Here is a 17,633-nt window from a genome sequence, read left to right on the forward strand (position 1 = left end):
TATCAGATTTCCAACAGCGTTGACAAGTCCGCTGGTTTTCTTGCTGAACTTAAGCTGTATTAGAAATCGCTTTCTTTTCTATTATACAAAACATTCGCTGACGAAAACATGGAAAAATCAGAGCAAAAGCTGCGAAAATGCGAGCTTTTCCGCAGCAACCAACAGTGATCAGCTCTGACCTTTTCGATATTGTCCTGGGGTCATTCCCGTGCACTTTTTAAATAAACGATTGAAGTAACTGGGATTATACCCAAGGTTTTCTGCGATTTCATTGATTTGATGATCGGTTTCTAGCAACTGCCGTTTTGCTTCTACGATGCGAACATTGGTTAAATAATCAATAAAGTTGACCTGCTTGGCACGCTTGAACTCCTTACTCAAAAAGATTGGGTCTACTTCGAAACGATCCGCAACATATTCTAACGAAATTTGTTCATTGCGAAAATCAGATTGGATGTACTCCGCTACTTTTTGGATCATTTCACTATAAGAATTAGCGACATTTTCTTGCCAGAGGATGGAAACGGGCTTTAAGAAATGATGGTACAAAAAGGCTTGGATTTGATTGATGTCCAAAAGTCGTTCGATTCGCTCTAACACAACCGTTTTCGATAGATAATCCGTTCGTGAGACACCATTTTCATTTAAAAGGTAATCGACTTGATCATACAGTCGATTGACCACATAGATCACCGCAGCCTGTTGATTGTTTTCTGCCACGACCTGTTCCAAAAACCGCTGGACACTTCGTTGCAATTCTTCATGATAGCCACTTTTCAGCGCTGTTAAAATCAAATTTTCTTGCGAAAGAGAATACTTCGGCAGCGGGCGCATTTTCTCTCCTTGAAGCACTTGATTTTCGGGAATCAACCGTTGCAGATGGATTTGCTTTTTGAGACGTTGGGCAACTTCAGGCAACTTGCGAATCTCAGTTTCTTGTTGCGAACTAACGATGGTGACATAACGACAGACGATCAAATTGATTTGCTTGGTGACCATCGTGAAGTAATCTGTCAGTTGCTGCTCTTGATTGACCACAAAAACCAAAATCCGCCCTTCATTTGACGAAACGATGGTTGATTCTGGGAAAAACATGGCTGTGACATCCGTTATAATGTTTTCTAGTGCAAACAAAATGTGGGTTTCATCTTGTGAATTTGCTTGATTGCTTAATAGATCATTGAGTTGGAAATAAAACAGGCGATACCCTTGGTCACTTAAGCGCCAGTTTTTTTGCTGCAGTAATTGTTGCGATTCTTCCTCTGACAAATAGCCATAATACCCTTCCATCAAATGTTGGATCACTTGCCGCTTCAGCGAATCTTGAAAGCGTTCCGCCTGATTTTGTAGCAATCCTTTTTCCCGACTTAATTGTTGCCAACGGTCCACCAAAAACTCCAGATCGTTTTCTTTTTTCCATTGGGTATTACCAAAGAGCTGATCCATCGTTTTTTCAAAAGGTTGGTATTGTTTTTTTGCCAAAAAGAGACTCATGACTGCCACACAAGCAATAAAAAGAATACTTACGACGATCAGCACTCTAGCCAAATGAGTGACTGGCTCGGTAATCAATGCTAAGGGAACGACGGTATAAAATGTCCATATTTGGTTGAGTCGCGTACTGTTTACGGCGATCATGCTATAATCATTGCCATTGATCGATTCGACCCAGGTTCCTTGATGCTCCTCACTCAGCGGTTGGATAACATTCGCTAAGTTCTGATCGCCAATAAAACGAAAACTCTCATGATTAAAGGAAATCGCTGCGAGACCATTTTCAATTTGAGTATCATAAAAATACTTTAACAATGATTGCTCGTCGATCGTTGCAACTAAAAAAATTTTAGGCTGATCTTCGCCTTGGCTATCAATGTTTTGTACAAAAATCAATTCATCCTCTTCTTCAATGATCTTCCACTGATACTGCCTACCATTATCGATCCGATAGCGTTCAAATGCTGTTTTGGTTTGCTCGAGCGTTAATTCATACGTGCCGCCACTTTCAATCCCAAAGGGCGCCTCTCCGAGCGAATAAATACCGATTCGATTGACATAATTGGAGCTATTGGTTAAGTAAAACAATTCTTCCGACAGCTGGATCAACGTCTGATAATTCGTCGTTTCCAATAAATCTTCTTGGTAGCGCCTTTGAAACGATTGCCCCCAAACGCTTAAAGTCACTTCCAGCTGCGAGAACTGTTGGTTGATGTTACTAACGATTCCTTCGACTTGGCGATTGTTTAGTTCTTGATACGATCGTTGTAATGGTCCGATCAAATAGGCATGCAAAAAGATTGTAACGGCTAATAGCGGCACGACGATCCATAGACTGGCTAGCTGCAGTTTTCGATGAAAACCGCCTGTTTTAAAGTACTTCATTCCCAAACACCCTTGTAATAGATTTTATGTAACAAATTGTCATGCGAAAAAACGCATGACAACCTATCCACAACTATTGAAGTGTATCATCCTTTGACGGATCCAATCAGCATTCCTTTGGCAAAATGTTTTTGCAAAAACGGATAGAAGATCAAAATTGGTAAAGTCGCCACAATGATGACTGCAAATTTGATTCCTTGTTCAGGCGGCACATAGTTGGGGTCCATACTTGCTAACGCATTGGCACCACTGGAGGCCATCGTGATCTGTCTTAACAATAACTGAATCGGCCATTTTGCTGAATCGTTGATATAGAGCAACCCACTCATGAAGTCGTTCCAGATACCAACGGCGTAAAAAAGGGTGAAGGTCGCGATCACTGGTTTTGATAATGGCAAAATGATTTTCCATAAGATCCCTAGTTCCGTACAGCCGTCCATCTTGGCGGATTCTTCCAATTCGATCGGCATTTCTTGGAAAAAGTTTTTGATGATCATTAAGTTGAACGGATTGATCGCGATCGGCAAAATCAATGCCCAATAAGAATTGATCAGTCCTAAATTTTTCACCACGATAAACGTTGGGATCATCCCACCTGAAAAGAGCATTGCAAAAATCACGAGATTCAACAAGGTGTTCCGTCCTTTTAGGTGCTTGCGTGATAAAGGATAGGCAAAGGTGAAGGTACAGAAAAGCTGCACCAGCGTGCCAACGATGGTAACGCCGACCGTTACAAGCAAACTACGGATAAAGGTGTTGGTTGAAAAAATAAAGCGATAGGAGTCGAGACTGATCTCATTTGGCCATAAGAAAAACGAACGTGTGGTCAATTCTAACTCCGTAGCAAATGAACCTGCGATCACATAAATAAAAGGAATCACCATGAATAACCCAATCAATGCCAAAAATAGCGCATTAAAAATGTCAAATATTTTCCCTGCCTTCGTATTGTGTAAAGTATCCATCTTTTTCCTCCTTAGTATAAGCCGCTTTCGCCAAAGCGTTTCGCTAATTTATTGGTACAAAGTACGAGGATGATCCCAACGATCGATTTAAATAATCCGACGGCTGTTGAGTAACTGTAAGCGCCATTGGTGATCCCCATCATATACACATACGTATCAAAAACATCTGCTACTGTTCGGTTCAACTGATTAGTCATCAAGAAAATCTGATCAAACCCAGTAGACAAAATCGACCCGATCCGCATGATCAGCATAATGATGATCGTCGAACGAATCGCAGGCAAAGTGATGTGCCACACACGACGAAAACGTCCTGCACCATCCATGATCGCGGCTTCGTATTGTTCCTGATCCACACCTGATAAGGCAGCTAAATAAATAATAGTCCCCCAACCGATCTCTTTCCAAATCGATTGCATCACGATCATGGGGCGGAACCATTGCGGGTCTGAGAGAAAGTCGATTTCAACGCCTGTCAACGAAGCGATAAATTGAGTGATCGCTCCATGATCGATGTTGAATAAGATATGCCAAAGACTAACGACGATCGTCCATGAAAGAAAATGTGGTACATAGACGAAGGTTTGAATGGTCCGCTGAAACAGCTTGTTGCGCAATTCATTCAGTAACAGTGCCAAAAAGATGGGTGCTGGAAATGAAAAGAAGATGTTTAAAAAGGCAATCATCAACGTGTTCCACAAGATCCGAAAGAAATCAGGATTATTGAAGAAATCCATAAAATTTTGTGTTCCGACCCATGGACTATCTGCGATTCCTAAAAAAGGCACATAATCTTTGAAAGCAATGATCAACCCATACATCGGTGCATAACGAAATACTGCAAAATAGATGATCCCGGGAATCGTCAAAATATAGAGCCATTTATTTTGTTTAAAATGGTTGAGAAAACTCCCCCATTGCTCTTTCGTTTTCGGCACTTTTTTTATTGTTGTTTCCATTCATTCTCCTCCTCTAACTCCGCTCCGATCAGTGCTAAACAACAAATCGTATTTAGACCCCACTGTGACAACACATTGGTCGATACCCACGGCATTTCTTTTATTTTTTTCCACGTTGTCGCTGCTTCAATGGTCGCTTCGATCGGCAATGGAACACCCGATTTGTCATTATCAAGCAATAACTGCCAAGCCCTTTGGCTAATTGCTTGATCGTTACGCACTCGCCCAGCAAAGGCCATCATCGTCGACGCAAACATTGGCCAGGCAAAATGAGGTTCCGTCAGTACCCCGTTTGATTCTTCTGCTTTTCTCTCAGGACTCAAGCTATAAAACCAGCCAAACTCCCCTAACATCTCTGTCCACTCGGGGTCTTCCAGCACTTGAGCAAGTTCTAACCAAACTTGCGGTGCCCCAAAGGAGATGACCATGTGATAGCCGCCAAAATTCCCAGTTCCCATATAAGATAAGGTTTTGTCTTGTGGATCAAATAACACTGTGGGACCAGACAATAGGCGCTGGGGCATGGCTTTGATGCAGGTGATGCCGGTGCGAATTTTTTCAAGGTAAACAGGATCATTCGTCCGTTCCCACTGGGTAAACCAGTTCGAGACTAGCGCAGCCCAATCTGGTCCGATGCGAATCGGTATCCGCTTCGTTTCTCGTTCATAAAACTCGCGCATCGGTGGTAACGCATCAAAAGCATAGGTTTCATTGTCTTTGACTTGTTCCATAATCTCCCCAATGCGTTCATCCGCTGTCAAATAGTAGTAGTAGCGATGGAGACCCGCCATTGAAATTCGAACTTCTTTTGCTTGGCAGCCCCAATGAATGACATTATGCCGTGACCCTAATCCTTTGTATTCACCAGCATGGTACTGATCGACTTCTGAAGTATGTCTCGTCATGCTTTCAGCCAGATAGTAAACGCTTGGATCACCAGTCCGTAAGAAATCTAGCCAAAGCCACATGTTAGGGACCAATTCAGTGTTTTGCCAAGCGTACCCACCAAGATCGTAGCGCCATTGGTGTCGAAATTGATCATAGGTATGCATGACATCACCATAGTTCCAATAGCCATACCAACTTCTTTGTTGGACTTCTGCTAAATAGAATTGACGCATCTCAGTCAATTGTTGCTCCAGCAACTGTTTCGTTTTCGTTGATTCGTCTGGTAAACTGATCCTGCCAAAAACCTTCGTCTCTTGATAACGCTCAGGCAATGAAACGATCTGGGCAGGTTCTTGGTTTTCTTGAGCTAAGCCCAGCAACACTTCTTCTGACGGGGCTTCTTCATATAGATCCAACCAACAACGCGTCGTATTTGCTACACCAACTGCCGTCGAACGAATCTCTTCCATTCCTTCGTATCCGCTAAGCATATGATCCCGTTTGGAATAGTGCTGAAAATCCATTGGCTTGGCATTCGGTGACCACTGCCACATCGTGATTTGGGTTTCTTTTTGGGTGATGCCTGTCACCTCGATCGCAGATGGTGCTTTTTCCCAAAATTTCTCCATGCTGCAAGCAACGCCGCCGGTTTCTCCCCCAGCGTAAAAGGTACCTGAATAATGCTCGCCATCCCCAATGGGCAACCAACAGTACCCAGCTTCGGTCTGTTTTTCTAATTCAAATGACCGATGATTGATTTGATTGACCCGAAAATTGTCCCAAATAGCATTTTCCACCGCATGAGACAGCATCGGCTCGTCCGCTGGGGTCAATGAAACGAGCTGTCCACTGGCTTGTTGTTGATAGGGAATGTTTTGCTGATAGTGTCGCCGTGAAAGTAACAATTGTGCCGCTTCATGATACACAGCGTCTGCAATAAATTTGACTTGTCGATTCCAATTATCACCTGTCAACGCATAATCAAATGCTATCCCCATGCCTTCATAAGCAAGTGGTTTGATGATAATGACCGTATGAATGATTTCCAATTTGCTGATTTCGCGAAAGATGCGGAACCGTAAAATAAACTCTTGCACCACTTCTTGATTGATCTCAATGACGCCCGATACTTTGATAACGGCTTTTTCTGAACCATTTTCTTCCAACATCAAGTCCGTTACTTTGGACTGCACCTTTTTGTTTTGGTATTGCAGGATTGCGTGAAGATCTTGCAATTTTTTCTGCCCATTGACCGCTACCCAGTCCAATACATTTTTCCCTTCCCCATGTTTCGGGAAGAAGCCTTTGATCGTACCGTTGTCAAAATAAATACCGTTGTAAGCTTCCCTAGCAATCGCCTGTTTCTTCTGGACACGCTGTTTTCTTTGAAAAAGTAACTGCGTCGTTTCTGCCACCAGACCACTGTGTCCTGTCCATTTCACACTGCCATCTGGCCAGTAAGCCAGTACTTTCGTTTGCAGCGGTTCCTCCCCCAGCAAAAACAGTTCCTCCCTTAGAACCTCAGGTTGTAAAGCTCCTTTTTCCCATGGATACCCAAAACTCAGCCCACGTTTTCCCTTAGGTTTATTTTTGAGCCATTTCAATGCCATGTTCGATTTCCTCCTCTTCCCTCTCTGCAGGTTGAACTGCATCGTTTTGTTGCTTTAGCTTTTGTTCATTTTCATCAAATAATTTCAAGTAAATCCCCATTGTGCCAATGATCCACATCCCAATACTTAAAAATGGAAGGAGACCGGGGAGAAAAAAGCTGATCGTACTACAAATCCCAAACCAAAGGACGCCTAAAAAGGTGCCAATAGGTTGAAAAAAAAGAAAGCGTAGCGAAGCGCCTAGGTACTTCTTCGTTGGGAGCACATAATATTCGTACATGCTAAGCAATGTATTGATCACAGCGATCGCTACGCATTGGCTAACGATCAATAGGATCAAGCCTGTTTGAGTCAATGCCGCTAAAAATCCTTGCTGGATCACCATCATGGGGCACAAATAAAAGAGAATGATCGGTAAGCCCAAGCGATTCGATCGCCAAAAGTTCCTGCGGTAATACCCAAAGAACGTTTGAAAAAAAGGCGGCGATTCCTGTTTAAGGGTTTTCTTTGCTACGTGGAATCCTGCTTGTACGCTAGGCGCCAGTCCAAAGATGATCCCACCTACTAGCGCACCTATAATAACGGTTACATTTATCAGCAAACAATAAAAGACAAAATCTGCTGCTTGATATGCTTTCTGCCAATTCATCACCGTTCCTCCTCTAAGGAATATACCTTCAAGTCTTTATAGCGGGCCTTCATTGGCGCCATTTGCCGAAATCCGATCGCTCCTTTAGTTAATACGGGACCAAACTGTTCCTCATCAAGGTACCTTAACACCAATAAGTCGTTGATCCAAAAGGAAATCGTTGCACCTACCTTATCGATTCTTAGGTGATAAAACCCTCGGGCATCTGCTACACTCGGAAGTGGGTCTGCGCCTTGGGCGACCAGATGAAACCCATGGCTTTTGCGCAAATTACACGTTTCAAACGCCCGTTCCTCCTCATACTTTCTTCGAAAATAAGAAAGGTGGTAAGCATTGATCCCTCCAGAATGATACTCGGGATATGACCCGGTTCGTTTGGGTACTCCAGAATCGAAGATCGAGCCACCCTTGCGATTGGTTGCTGCAAAAAAGAGCATACATAATCCTGGTTCAGCCAGTGGTTGAAACTGCCAGGTGATTCGTAGGTCCGCTGGAAATTGTTGAGGCAGCCATAAAACAAAATGTGGTTGTTTGTTTGATTCTTCAGAATACGTATTCGCCAGAATCATCCCGTCTTGGAAAGTAATTTTGGGCTCTCCTTCAGCAATAAAGTGTTGAATATCTACTGCTTGGTTCAGCGGATTTTCATAGATCAATTTCGCTAACATTTCTTCTTCTCCTTTTATGCGTATATGAGCTACTTTTCTCTTTTCATAGTAAACTTGACCTACATTTCTAACAATTGACTTTTTTTGAATTCCTTGATATCAAGCGTTAGATTAGGGTTTCCACTTGTTTTTTTCCATTTTTTCTTTTCTGATTTCTTACTACCTGTCTCGTCTCACCTGAATAGTACTCCATTTTATTAGCTGAATAATTAGCTGAAAAAAATTATTGAAAAAGAAAAAGGTTGAGAGCAAGATCCACTCAACCTTCTTCGACTGTCGTTATTGTGCTTGATGAAGGGCATTCGTTTCTTCCATCAGCTGCGTGCCTCCTTGATTCTTCCAAAGTTCGATCGCAGCTTCCCAACCCGCTTCATCGATTTGTCCTGCAATAAATTGAACCCGCGCATCACTAATGATCTGATCAAGCTGTGCCCCTTTTGTTACATACGTATCTGTATTATAGGAGGCTGCTGAGTTAAAGACAGCGTGCTCTAAATCAGCTTCCATCAGTGACAATCGTTTTTCATAGCTTTCAGTAGCCGCTTCTGTATCAGGCTTAGCAATATAGTACAGGGTATCTTCCGTTACATTCATCCCAATTTGTGAGTACCCTTTGACCGCATTGGCTAACGCTTCAGCTTCTGATCCTTCTAGTGCGACGGACATTCCATCCACTACTTCAAAATTGATTCCTTCGATTCCGTTGTTCAGCAACACCTGTGCTTCTTTATCATTTAATTTATCAAGGAACGTCAACACCTCTTTTAGATGTTCCTCTGTCTGGACACTCGACTTAGGAATCGCCAAGAAACCAGAATAGCCATCTGTCGGTAACGCATTCATCGTACCGCTATTATCTTTTAAATTCCCTGTAAAGACGACGAGGTCTTCTTCTCCAGCTTGCAATAATTTATTACTGATTTGTGCTGCTCGTGAATACGTATCAATAATGATCCCACCACGTCCATTGATAAACGGCTCATCCCATTTATCTGCTGCCATGGTTGCAAAATCACGATTGACATAGCCTTGTTCCACCATGTCTTTAACAAATTGCATTGATTCTAGGTATTCTGGTTGCATAAAGGATGGCTCTAAAGTGCCGTCTATTTCTTTCCAAGCATTTCCTGCCCCAAACCAAGTAGCTAACACATCGTAAGGGCTATTTGAATTGATCGAACCAGGCCATTGGGGAATAATCAAACCAAACGTATCATTTTCACCATTCCCATCGGGATCGTTCTCAGTAAATGCTTTGGCAACCTCATAGAGATCATCGATCGTTTCTGGTACATCTAAGTTTAAGTTTTCTAACCAATCTTTTCGGATGATCACCGCCGTCCGCATCGCATCACGTTTCCGATAAATTCCGTACACTTTGCCATTCACAGAAGAATTACGCAAAACATCCTCGTTAGATTGAGAGAGATTAGGATAATCAGCTAAATAGTCGGTCAAATCCCAAAAAGCGCCATTTTCTGCTGACTTGATAAATCCTCCTGATTTTCCTTGAATGACCATCACTTCTGGAATATCATCTGAAGCTAACGTAATATTCATTTTATCCTCGTAGGATGTATTGGGTGCCCAGGTAATATCAATGTTTTTGCCAGTGTACGCTTCTAATTGCTTCAAAATCTCGTTGTCACTTGCAGGGGGTTCAGTTTCAATGTACGGCGATAAAATCGAAATCGTATCATAATCTGTTGTGGAACCTGCTTCCTCCTTCCCACATGCCGACAAAAAAGCGACTGATAGTAACCCCAAACCAAGAATCGTACTTAATTTTTTCACTACTTTTCCTCCTTAGATTTTGTTGTTGAGCCCGATTAAATAAACCGCTTTCAATACCAAAAGCATAACGAAAAGCAGGATTTCCAGCAATTGACATTTTTTGTTAATCGTTGATATATGGCTAGGTAGGGGTTTGTTGACAACGATCTGCTGAGTCTTCCCTTTCCAAAAAAAGTAAGAACATCTGAAGCACTGGCTCTTGGCTTAAAATCTTCGCTCTCTTTTCTCTATCCGTCTCTAATTTCATGCTATGCTTCTAAATAGATGGACAGATCTTTCTTACTCAAGTAGCACATTCTCTTAAGAAGTTACTTGTGACCAAACCAATTAGGCTGTAAATTTTTCAAATTAAAAAAGACCAATTTCTTGGTCCTTTACAAACTGATTTCAATCTTATTTTTACTCTGATAGTGTTTGCCATCGATCAATACCGTAATGCCTACGCCCTTGCCAAAATGTTCTCCTGATCGATCATACCAGACAGAAATAAAATCACCTTTCATCGGCAAATCCTCAAAAGAAAAATACTCAAGCGTCGTATCTTTAATTGGATCGATCGTCAGCAGTCCCTCATCAGAAAGATGAATACCACAATATCCACGAATGAATAAATCACTGAAAGCAGAATGATTGTAATCTTTTCCACGTTCATAGCCACCTTTTCCTATGGGCCAGTTCTGGTCTTTTAAAATTTTTCTGGAAAGCCATTCTCCTGTATCTGGATCAATATTTTCATCAAGCCAATTGACTTTTGTCCCATCTGCTTTGTTTCGATAAAAACTATTCCCATAGGTCAGCAATTCTCGTGAAATGTCTGTTGCTTTAAGTGAACTATTTTTGTTTTGACGTGAGGCTATCATTGCATTGATCGTTTGGGTTGTGGCAAACGGCCAAGATGGTCCATTCCAAAGGCACTCATGATTTTTCTCACTGGGTAAGTTATAACACAGATGATCTCTGGCTGCTGTAGTCAGACCATACTCACCGTGAAAACACATGGGATCACTCAAATAGCGCCAAGCCCTCGCATGAGTATCTTCGGCAATACCAAAGAGCCAAGGGAGATAGCCAATCAATTCTTTTACATTGTGTTGCTTTGGTATTTGTTTAAAGTCAAATGTTGCAATTTGCGCATCTTTATCCTCTAAGGGAATCACTTTAAAAAATTCTTCTTCAGAATCCCATAAATACTTTATTATATTTTGTTTTAAAAGTGACGCTTTATTTCGATAGTCTTTAGCAAGTGAAGAATCACCTGCTTGCTCGGCAAAATAGGCAATTCCTAAGGCATTGGCATACATGTAACTATTTAATGTTGGCCTCAATCCGCTACCACTAATAGAACACTCCATGGCATCCCGGTCATCATTTGACCAAAACAAACCATAACGAGTCAGATGATGCGTTTCGATCTCTTGATAAAAGGTTACCAAATGAGGTAATAACTGAACACCATACTCAGCATCTGACCAAAGAATCGCATAATTTTTGATCGCATCAATGATCCAAGACGAATAGGCATACTGATTTCCACTGCCTTTAAACCAAAAATCAACATATTCGTGAATGAGTTCGCGACCACATTTTAACCAACGAGCTTCGGAAAGATGATGTCCAACAGCACAATTGATGGAATTGTATGGTCCTGACCAACGAACGGGTGGTAAAAACTCAGTTATGATCGTTCCCTCTGGTGTGGCTTTCAGATGCTTCCGAAATACCCACCATCGAAAATAATATGCTTCTTCAAATAATGGTTGATTACATGTAAATACTGGGACGTTTTGCATCATCCAGGTTTCTGCGTCAGCATTTGATATACATTGAGAATAAAGTTCTTCATCATTGTGATTAAATGTATCAATATATTTCTTTATAAAATTTTCCCTCATTGTGCCCCTCTCTTTTCCTACTTAGCGATGTACGTTCTCGTTGTCTCTCTACTACCGCTCATACACATCATTTTGATCCAAGGTTGGCGCTAACGCAGTGACGATCGTTTCCACCATCTTTAAGTTCTCAACCCCTGCAATCTTGCCGAACTCGTCGGCATGGATGGAAAGATTTTTTAATGTTAGATTGCGGATCGGTTCTGCTGGGCTGGCCTCGATGAAAAAAGCACGCACGCTTTGTTGTCCTGTTTTGGTAGCTTGCACGTTTTCAATAGTAATGTCGCAGACCTTTGCTGGACCTACTGGAATAGCTGGTTGTACCATCAATTTGTGCCAATAGTCGGGAATCTCTTCCTCATAATCAGCTGGCAGTTCTGGATAACTATAATCTGGGTACCAATTTGTTTGTAAGAGAAAAGGAAAGCCAACATCCTTCATCGTTAAATCCGAAGCAGTGACCTTGCGTATAAATCCACCTCGATTGTTGGCGGATTTGATCCGAAACCCTGCGCCAGTTTGCTCAAAGACGACTTTTTGGATTTTGATCTCTTCGATCCCACCCGAAGTTTCACTACCAATGGCAATTCCTGAACCATACCCTAACTGACAGTCTTTGATCGTGATTTTCCGACAGCTTCTTTGCTGGGCTAAGGCTTCTGCCCCACGTCCCGCCTTGATCGAGATATTGTCATCGTTGCAGGAAATGTAGGCATTTTGAATCGTGACTTCTTCACAGGAATCAATATCGATGCCATCAGTACTAGGCCCTTTTCCATTGTCTATCGTGATGCCGTCGATCAATATGTGGTGAGAATACGTGATTTGGGTATTCCAAAAACCCGACTGTACCGACGAAATGCCTTTGATGGTTACTTGCTGACTTTCATAAACAAGGATATTTCGTGGGCGCTTGCAATCATAATCTGCTGCCCAGCGTAAGCCTTTCTTTGCGTAATCCGCCATCATCCCGCTGGCTTCATCTGTTCCCCAAAACGTTTGCCACCATATTTCTCCACGACCATCAAGTTTTCCTTTTCCAGAGATCATGACATTTTCTGCGTGAAAAACATTGATCATCGCTGCAGGCCACTTCATATTGATCCCTGCGACCCGATTATCTACTTCGGGATAATCGGCCAGTTCTTGACTACCATACAGAATCGTATCCTCTGAGACAATCAAGTGCACATTGCTTTTTAAAAACAATGCGCCGATTTGATAGGCGCCGGGTGGTGTAATCACTGTTCCCTGCACAGTTGATGCTTGGTCAATTTCTCGTTGCAATAATTGCGTGATGTCTTCCATTCTTGCTTGCCTCCTACGTTTTTGTTTTAAGCTGTTGATAGGTTTGTCGATACCCATGATTGTAAAAATTGCGCATCGCCAACCTTTTTTCATCTATCATTTCGTTGGATAGAACTGAGTGCTTCTTACTGGCGCTGTCCATCAAGTAAAGCGTTCCTCTTGGCACATCTCGTTGTCTTCTCCCATGTGCTTTCTGGCGTCCTTTTCCCTACATTCTTTACTATAGTCCCCTTATCGGGAAATGAAAGTCCTTTTTGATTTCTGGGGATCGTCTTTTTTTGCATCGTCCTTTCTTGTTAGAAAAATGCGCCTTTTTGTCTACAAAAGCAAAAAGGCGCAACCTGTCAAGGGAGGAAATAAGGTGCTTAACTAACTGTTTCTCATTGGGAGAACCAACGCAGATCATTTTCAAAAGCTTGTTCTACGTGAGTTTCTTTTGTCCCACCATGGATAGTTCGACTGTTTCTTGGCAACTTATTGCGTCACTTATGGCCGCTCGATCAATGATCGCTGCCTCTTTAAAGCTGACCTCCTGACACTGTTCAAAAATCATTTTCTTTTGCCCTTTAGCTGATTCAAAGGCAACTGACTCAAAAGCAACGCGTTGGATCGGTGAAACCTGCTGTGCTTGTTCATCGACAAACCCTTTTAGCTCGACCAAAGGGTTCTGCCCTACGATACGGGTATTCTTGACCAAAATACCCGAAATGATCGGTAACTGTTGGGCTGCCTGACCATCGGCATTGTAAGCAACAGGATGAGCCATGAAACGATCCAACAGGCAATCGGTGATCGTCACTTGACGAATATAGCCACCACGATCATTCTGCGCTTTCAATTCTAGCCCATAAAGCGTATTGGTCAGTTGACAATCTCGAAAGACAAACTATATTAAGTCAAGCACAAAATGAAAAGTTTGAATAACGTAGTTTTGACATTATTTGAAGGCATGACAAAGAACCCTTAGGCAAAGGGGATTTTTGAAAAGATCAGTTAACAATCATTTTCTGCTCCTCATAAGGCTTATTATCTTTCAGTAGTTGATAAATGATTCGTACCAGTTTTCGAACAACATGACTGATTGCGACATTGTAGTGTTTTCCTTCTGCTAGTTTTTTCTGGAAATAGACACGCATAGACGGAGACCAAATAGACATGAGTCTGGCGGCTTCATGCAATGCCCAGCGAAGCTGAGAGGAACCTCGTTTGACCATTCGACCAGTTTCAGTCTGATTCATTCCAGACGTAGAGATGGAAGGTTCTGCGCCTGCATAGGCAAGCAATTGATTCGGCGATCGGAAATTATTAATATCTCGAATTTCGGCGAGAATGACACTCCCTAATTTAAAACCAATGCCAGGAATCGTTAAAATAGGTGAATCGATTTCACTCATTAATCGAGCAACTTCCTTCTCGGCTTTGTCTCTCATAGTTGTAAGGTACTGAATGGCATCAATAGTTTGAAGGAGTTCAAATTCTAACGCTGGCGACTCTTGACCAATAGAGGTTTGCGCGAGTGCTTTGAGCTTGACGGCCTGTTCTTTTCCAAAGTGACCTTTTGAGTGCGTTGAAATGAGATTGGTCAACTTCGTTAAGTGTGCATTTCCTAATTTTCTAGCAGAGGGGTATTCTTTTAAGATTGCGTACACATAGGATTGGTACTTCGCGGAAGAAGAACCCAAAGAAGGTGCTAATTCTGGAAAGAGAATATCTAAAATGCGTGTGTAGTTCACTTTTTTTCGAGTACAGTCCTCTCTTAATCTAGCTGTGTGTCTGGTTAAATATTTCAGCTCAATCATTGAGGGGTTCGCACTAAATGATTGTTTATCAAGATCTGCTCGTAATTTACGAGCGATCGTCATGGCGTCTTTTTTATCGGTTTTGGTTTTTCGTAAGCTTTGATTTTTGGCAAATTCTTTAATTAAGTATGGATTATAGCTATAAGTTGGGTACCCTTGCGTCCGAAGGAAGCGTAAGATATTAAAGCAATAATGACCGGTATCTTCTAAGGCGATTTGAATCTCTTCGCCGGTTGTTTTCTGCAAATTGGCAAGCGTCATTTGAAGCTTCGTAAAGCCTTCACGATTATTTTCAATCTGAAGATGACGGATAAAAACCGTTCCTTCAGTATCAATGATCGCTAAGTCATGTTTGTGCTTGGCAATATCTATTCCAACGTACAACATAAGGACCACTCCTGACAGATAAAATTTACGCTATGCTCCACTTACTCTTTGCCTATGTAACCTTGTGATCAATCAAGCGTCACGAACAGATGTCATGCGCTAACAAACTTATTAACAATGTGACAAAGAGCTGTGGCCAGAGCCTTTCGACAACAGTATTCCAAAGGAATCTGGTGGAGGTTATACTAGTCCATAGCGTCTAGCTCAATTATAGACAAAATAACAGCTAGTTAAAACGGAATAGCTGATTAATTGAGTATCTTAAATATACAAGGAGATATTTTCGACGCCACCAGATTGCTCACTACCAATCGCGATGCCATGTCCCCCACGAATAGCCAAATCAAACAGCCGAATATTTTTCGCTGGTCTATTGATCTGATTTCCTTCTGGATTTTTGCCAGATTTGATTGCGATACAATCATCACCCGTATCAAAAACGGTGTCAAAAATCAGCAAGTTTTGCGAAGAATCTGGATCCCAACCATCGCCATTGTCGATGCCTTTGGACTGAATATTCACCCCATGGGTCACAACGGTGTCACAGTAAATCATATGAACAGTCCAGCATGGTGGATCAATCAACGTCAGCTCTGTCAAATGGATGTTTTTGGCCTGCATCATACAGATCAAACGTCCCCTTACTCGTCTTCCAGGTTTTCCATCAGAAACATATTCTGGATACTGTTCACGATCTGCATAAGGGTTTCGCATCGCCAGTCCTAATGGATTTCCGCCACCAATGATCGTCCCTTTGCCACAAAGACGGACATTTTCACAAACGATACGCCCTCGATCGCCTTGATCGATATACCCAATGTTGATCAATGAACGAAAGCAAAACAATTCCCAGCCTTCATAACGGCTTAATGGTAAGCCCTCTTGATTCACGCTTCCTAAATACTCGTGAGGGGCAACCCGATACGTTTCTATGTCGAGGCTTGCTTGCAATGTGCCATCTACCTGAAAAATCATATTGCTTTTTAGCTCCAACGCACCAGAAAGGATCACCGCCCCTGTTGGGATCCAGACAGTGCCATTGCTAGGGCAATCGTTGATCGCTTGCTGGAGAATGGCGGTACTATCTTCTTTGCCTGCGCTATCAGCATGGTAGGGTGCTTGCGTAACATCTAACACAACACTTTTTTTCTTTGTACGAAAGGTCGTCGTGACTGCGGTATTTGTAAGCAGGCACCCCTGATGATCGAGGCAGATGATCGTTACTTGATACGTTTGATCGGCAGATAAGTTTGTCAACGTCCAATGCGTCTTGTTTGTTGGTCTGGTTTGGATCAAATCGTTGTCTAAAAACAATTGATAACCAAAAATAGCTTGAGCGTGCAGCGGCTTCTCCCAAATAAGGGTCGCTTGATGAGCGCCGATCGTGCTTGGTACGACATGAAAATCAATTACTTGAAATGGTTCCATCGGTTTGTCCTTTCTTCAACGAATTCATTCAATAGAAAAAAGATATTCCAAAACAGCGAATATCTTTTTCCACAATTATTTAAGACCAGTCGTGCTGATGCCTTCAACAATGTATTTTTGAAAAATAAAGAAGATGATCAACACAGGCAGTAAGGAGACCACAGACATCGCGAACATCGCTCCCCAATTGGAGGTGCTGCTAGCATCTAGGAACTGCTTTAAGGCAATCGATACCGTGTAGTTTTGCGGACGTGTAAGGTACAGCATCGGTCCGATCAGTTCTTCCCATTTCCAATAGAAAGAGAAGATCGCAGCGTTTGCCAAGGAAGGCTTCATCAACGGTAGAATCACGCGGAAGAAAATACCGCCCCGTCCACAGCCGTCCATTTTTGCTGCTTCATCTAAATCTGTCGGGATCGCAGAGACGAATTGAACCATCATGAAAATAAAGAAAGCTTGTCCGAAGTATGAAGGAACGGTTACCGGACGAATCGAGTTAAGCCAGCCTAATTGATTAAACCAAAGATACTGAGGCACCATGATGATCTCTTGCGGCAGCATCATCGTGACCAAGATACAAGCAAACCAAAAGCCTTTTCCTTTGAAAGGAATTCGACCAAATCCATAAGAAATGACAGCCGAAGAACAGACCGCCCCTACCATTGAAATCAACGCGATTTGCAACGAGTTGAAAATATAGCGAATGAAGGGAATCCCTGCGATCCCTTCAAACCCCTTGGTAAAATTTTCTAACGTCCAGTTTCGGGGGATCAACTCCGTTGCCGTTCGAAAAATGTCACTACTAGGTTTAAAGGCACTAAACAGCAGCCAGAAAATCGGATAAAGCATCAGTAATGCAGCAACTAAGATCACGGCATCAAAGAAATAATTTTGTTTTTGTTCACGCATC

13 protein-coding genes are annotated in these 17,633 nt (G+C 42.3%); all 13 read right to left on the reverse strand.

Annotated features, from left to right (window positions below):
- Nucleotides 1-168 precede the first annotated feature (168 nt).
- Nucleotides 169-2,379 carry a helix-turn-helix transcriptional regulator gene (locus IGI96_RS03275; protein ID WP_086337958.1) on the reverse strand — a complete coding sequence of 737 codons (2,211 nt, stop codon included), beginning with the start codon at nucleotides 2,377-2,379 and terminating at the stop codon, nucleotides 169-171.
- Between the two features lie 86 nt (nucleotides 2,380-2,465).
- Nucleotides 2,466-3,344, reverse strand: coding sequence for a carbohydrate ABC transporter permease (locus tag IGI96_RS03280; protein WP_005234200.1), 879 nt, complete (start codon nucleotides 3,342-3,344; stop codon nucleotides 2,466-2,468).
- 11 nt (nucleotides 3,345-3,355) lie between these two features.
- Nucleotides 3,356-4,303 carry an ABC transporter permease gene (locus tag IGI96_RS03285; protein WP_005234199.1) on the reverse strand — a complete coding sequence of 316 codons (948 nt, stop codon included), beginning with the start codon at nucleotides 4,301-4,303 and terminating at the stop codon, nucleotides 3,356-3,358.
- The gene (locus IGI96_RS03290) at nucleotides 4,288-6,801 is read right to left on the reverse strand and encodes a hypothetical protein (RefSeq protein WP_086337957.1); all 2,514 of its coding nucleotides are present in this window, start codon (nucleotides 6,799-6,801) and stop codon (nucleotides 4,288-4,290) included. The genes IGI96_RS03285 and IGI96_RS03290 overlap by 16 nt, the downstream gene beginning before the upstream one ends.
- Nucleotides 6,776-7,450: a YesL family protein gene (locus IGI96_RS03295; protein WP_010749862.1), complete on the reverse strand. Its 675-nt coding sequence runs from the start codon at nucleotides 7,448-7,450 to the stop codon at nucleotides 6,776-6,778. Before IGI96_RS03295 ends, IGI96_RS03290 begins: the two co-directional genes overlap by 26 nt.
- On the reverse strand, nucleotides 7,450-8,118 hold the full coding sequence (locus IGI96_RS03300) for a DUF1961 family protein (protein ID WP_086337956.1): 669 nt from the start codon (nucleotides 8,116-8,118) through the stop codon (nucleotides 7,450-7,452). Before IGI96_RS03300 ends, IGI96_RS03295 begins: the two co-directional genes overlap by 1 nt.
- A gap of 279 nt (nucleotides 8,119-8,397) precedes the next feature.
- Nucleotides 8,398-9,912: an extracellular solute-binding protein gene (locus IGI96_RS03305; RefSeq protein WP_086337955.1), complete on the reverse strand. Its 1,515-nt coding sequence runs from the start codon at nucleotides 9,910-9,912 to the stop codon at nucleotides 8,398-8,400.
- Nucleotides 9,913-10,286: 374 nt separating this feature from the next.
- Nucleotides 10,287-11,804 carry an MGH1-like glycoside hydrolase domain-containing protein gene (locus IGI96_RS03310; protein WP_086337954.1) on the reverse strand — a complete coding sequence of 506 codons (1,518 nt, stop codon included), beginning with the start codon at nucleotides 11,802-11,804 and terminating at the stop codon, nucleotides 10,287-10,289.
- Nucleotides 11,805-11,855: 51 nt separating this feature from the next.
- A complete protein-coding gene (locus IGI96_RS03315) occupies nucleotides 11,856-13,109 on the reverse strand; it encodes a glycoside hydrolase family 28 protein (protein ID WP_086337953.1) in 1,254 nt (417 codons plus the stop codon).
- 421 nt (nucleotides 13,110-13,530) lie between these two features.
- Complete coding sequence (locus IGI96_RS03320; RefSeq protein ID WP_438784825.1) at nucleotides 13,531-13,947, reverse strand: hypothetical protein; 417 nt, start codon at nucleotides 13,945-13,947, stop codon at nucleotides 13,531-13,533.
- A 151-nt stretch (nucleotides 13,948-14,098) separates the two neighbouring features.
- Nucleotides 14,099-15,295, reverse strand: a complete 1,197-nt coding sequence (locus tag IGI96_RS03325) for an IS110 family transposase (RefSeq protein ID WP_077454773.1) — start codon at nucleotides 15,293-15,295, stop codon at nucleotides 14,099-14,101.
- 261 nt (nucleotides 15,296-15,556) lie between these two features.
- Entirely contained in the window at nucleotides 15,557-16,723 is a 1,167-nt protein-coding gene (locus IGI96_RS03330) for a glycosyl hydrolase family 28 protein (RefSeq protein WP_438784826.1), read from the reverse strand.
- A gap of 75 nt (nucleotides 16,724-16,798) precedes the next feature.
- Nucleotides 16,799-17,632 carry a carbohydrate ABC transporter permease gene (locus IGI96_RS03335; RefSeq protein WP_086337951.1) on the reverse strand — a complete coding sequence of 278 codons (834 nt, stop codon included), beginning with the start codon at nucleotides 17,630-17,632 and terminating at the stop codon, nucleotides 16,799-16,801.
- Nucleotide 17,633 lies beyond the last annotated feature (1 nt).

The organism is Enterococcus sp. DIV0421 (genome assembly GCF_051713745.1).
Classification (GTDB): Bacteria; Bacillota; Bacilli; order Lactobacillales; family Enterococcaceae; genus Enterococcus_D; species Enterococcus_D casseliflavus.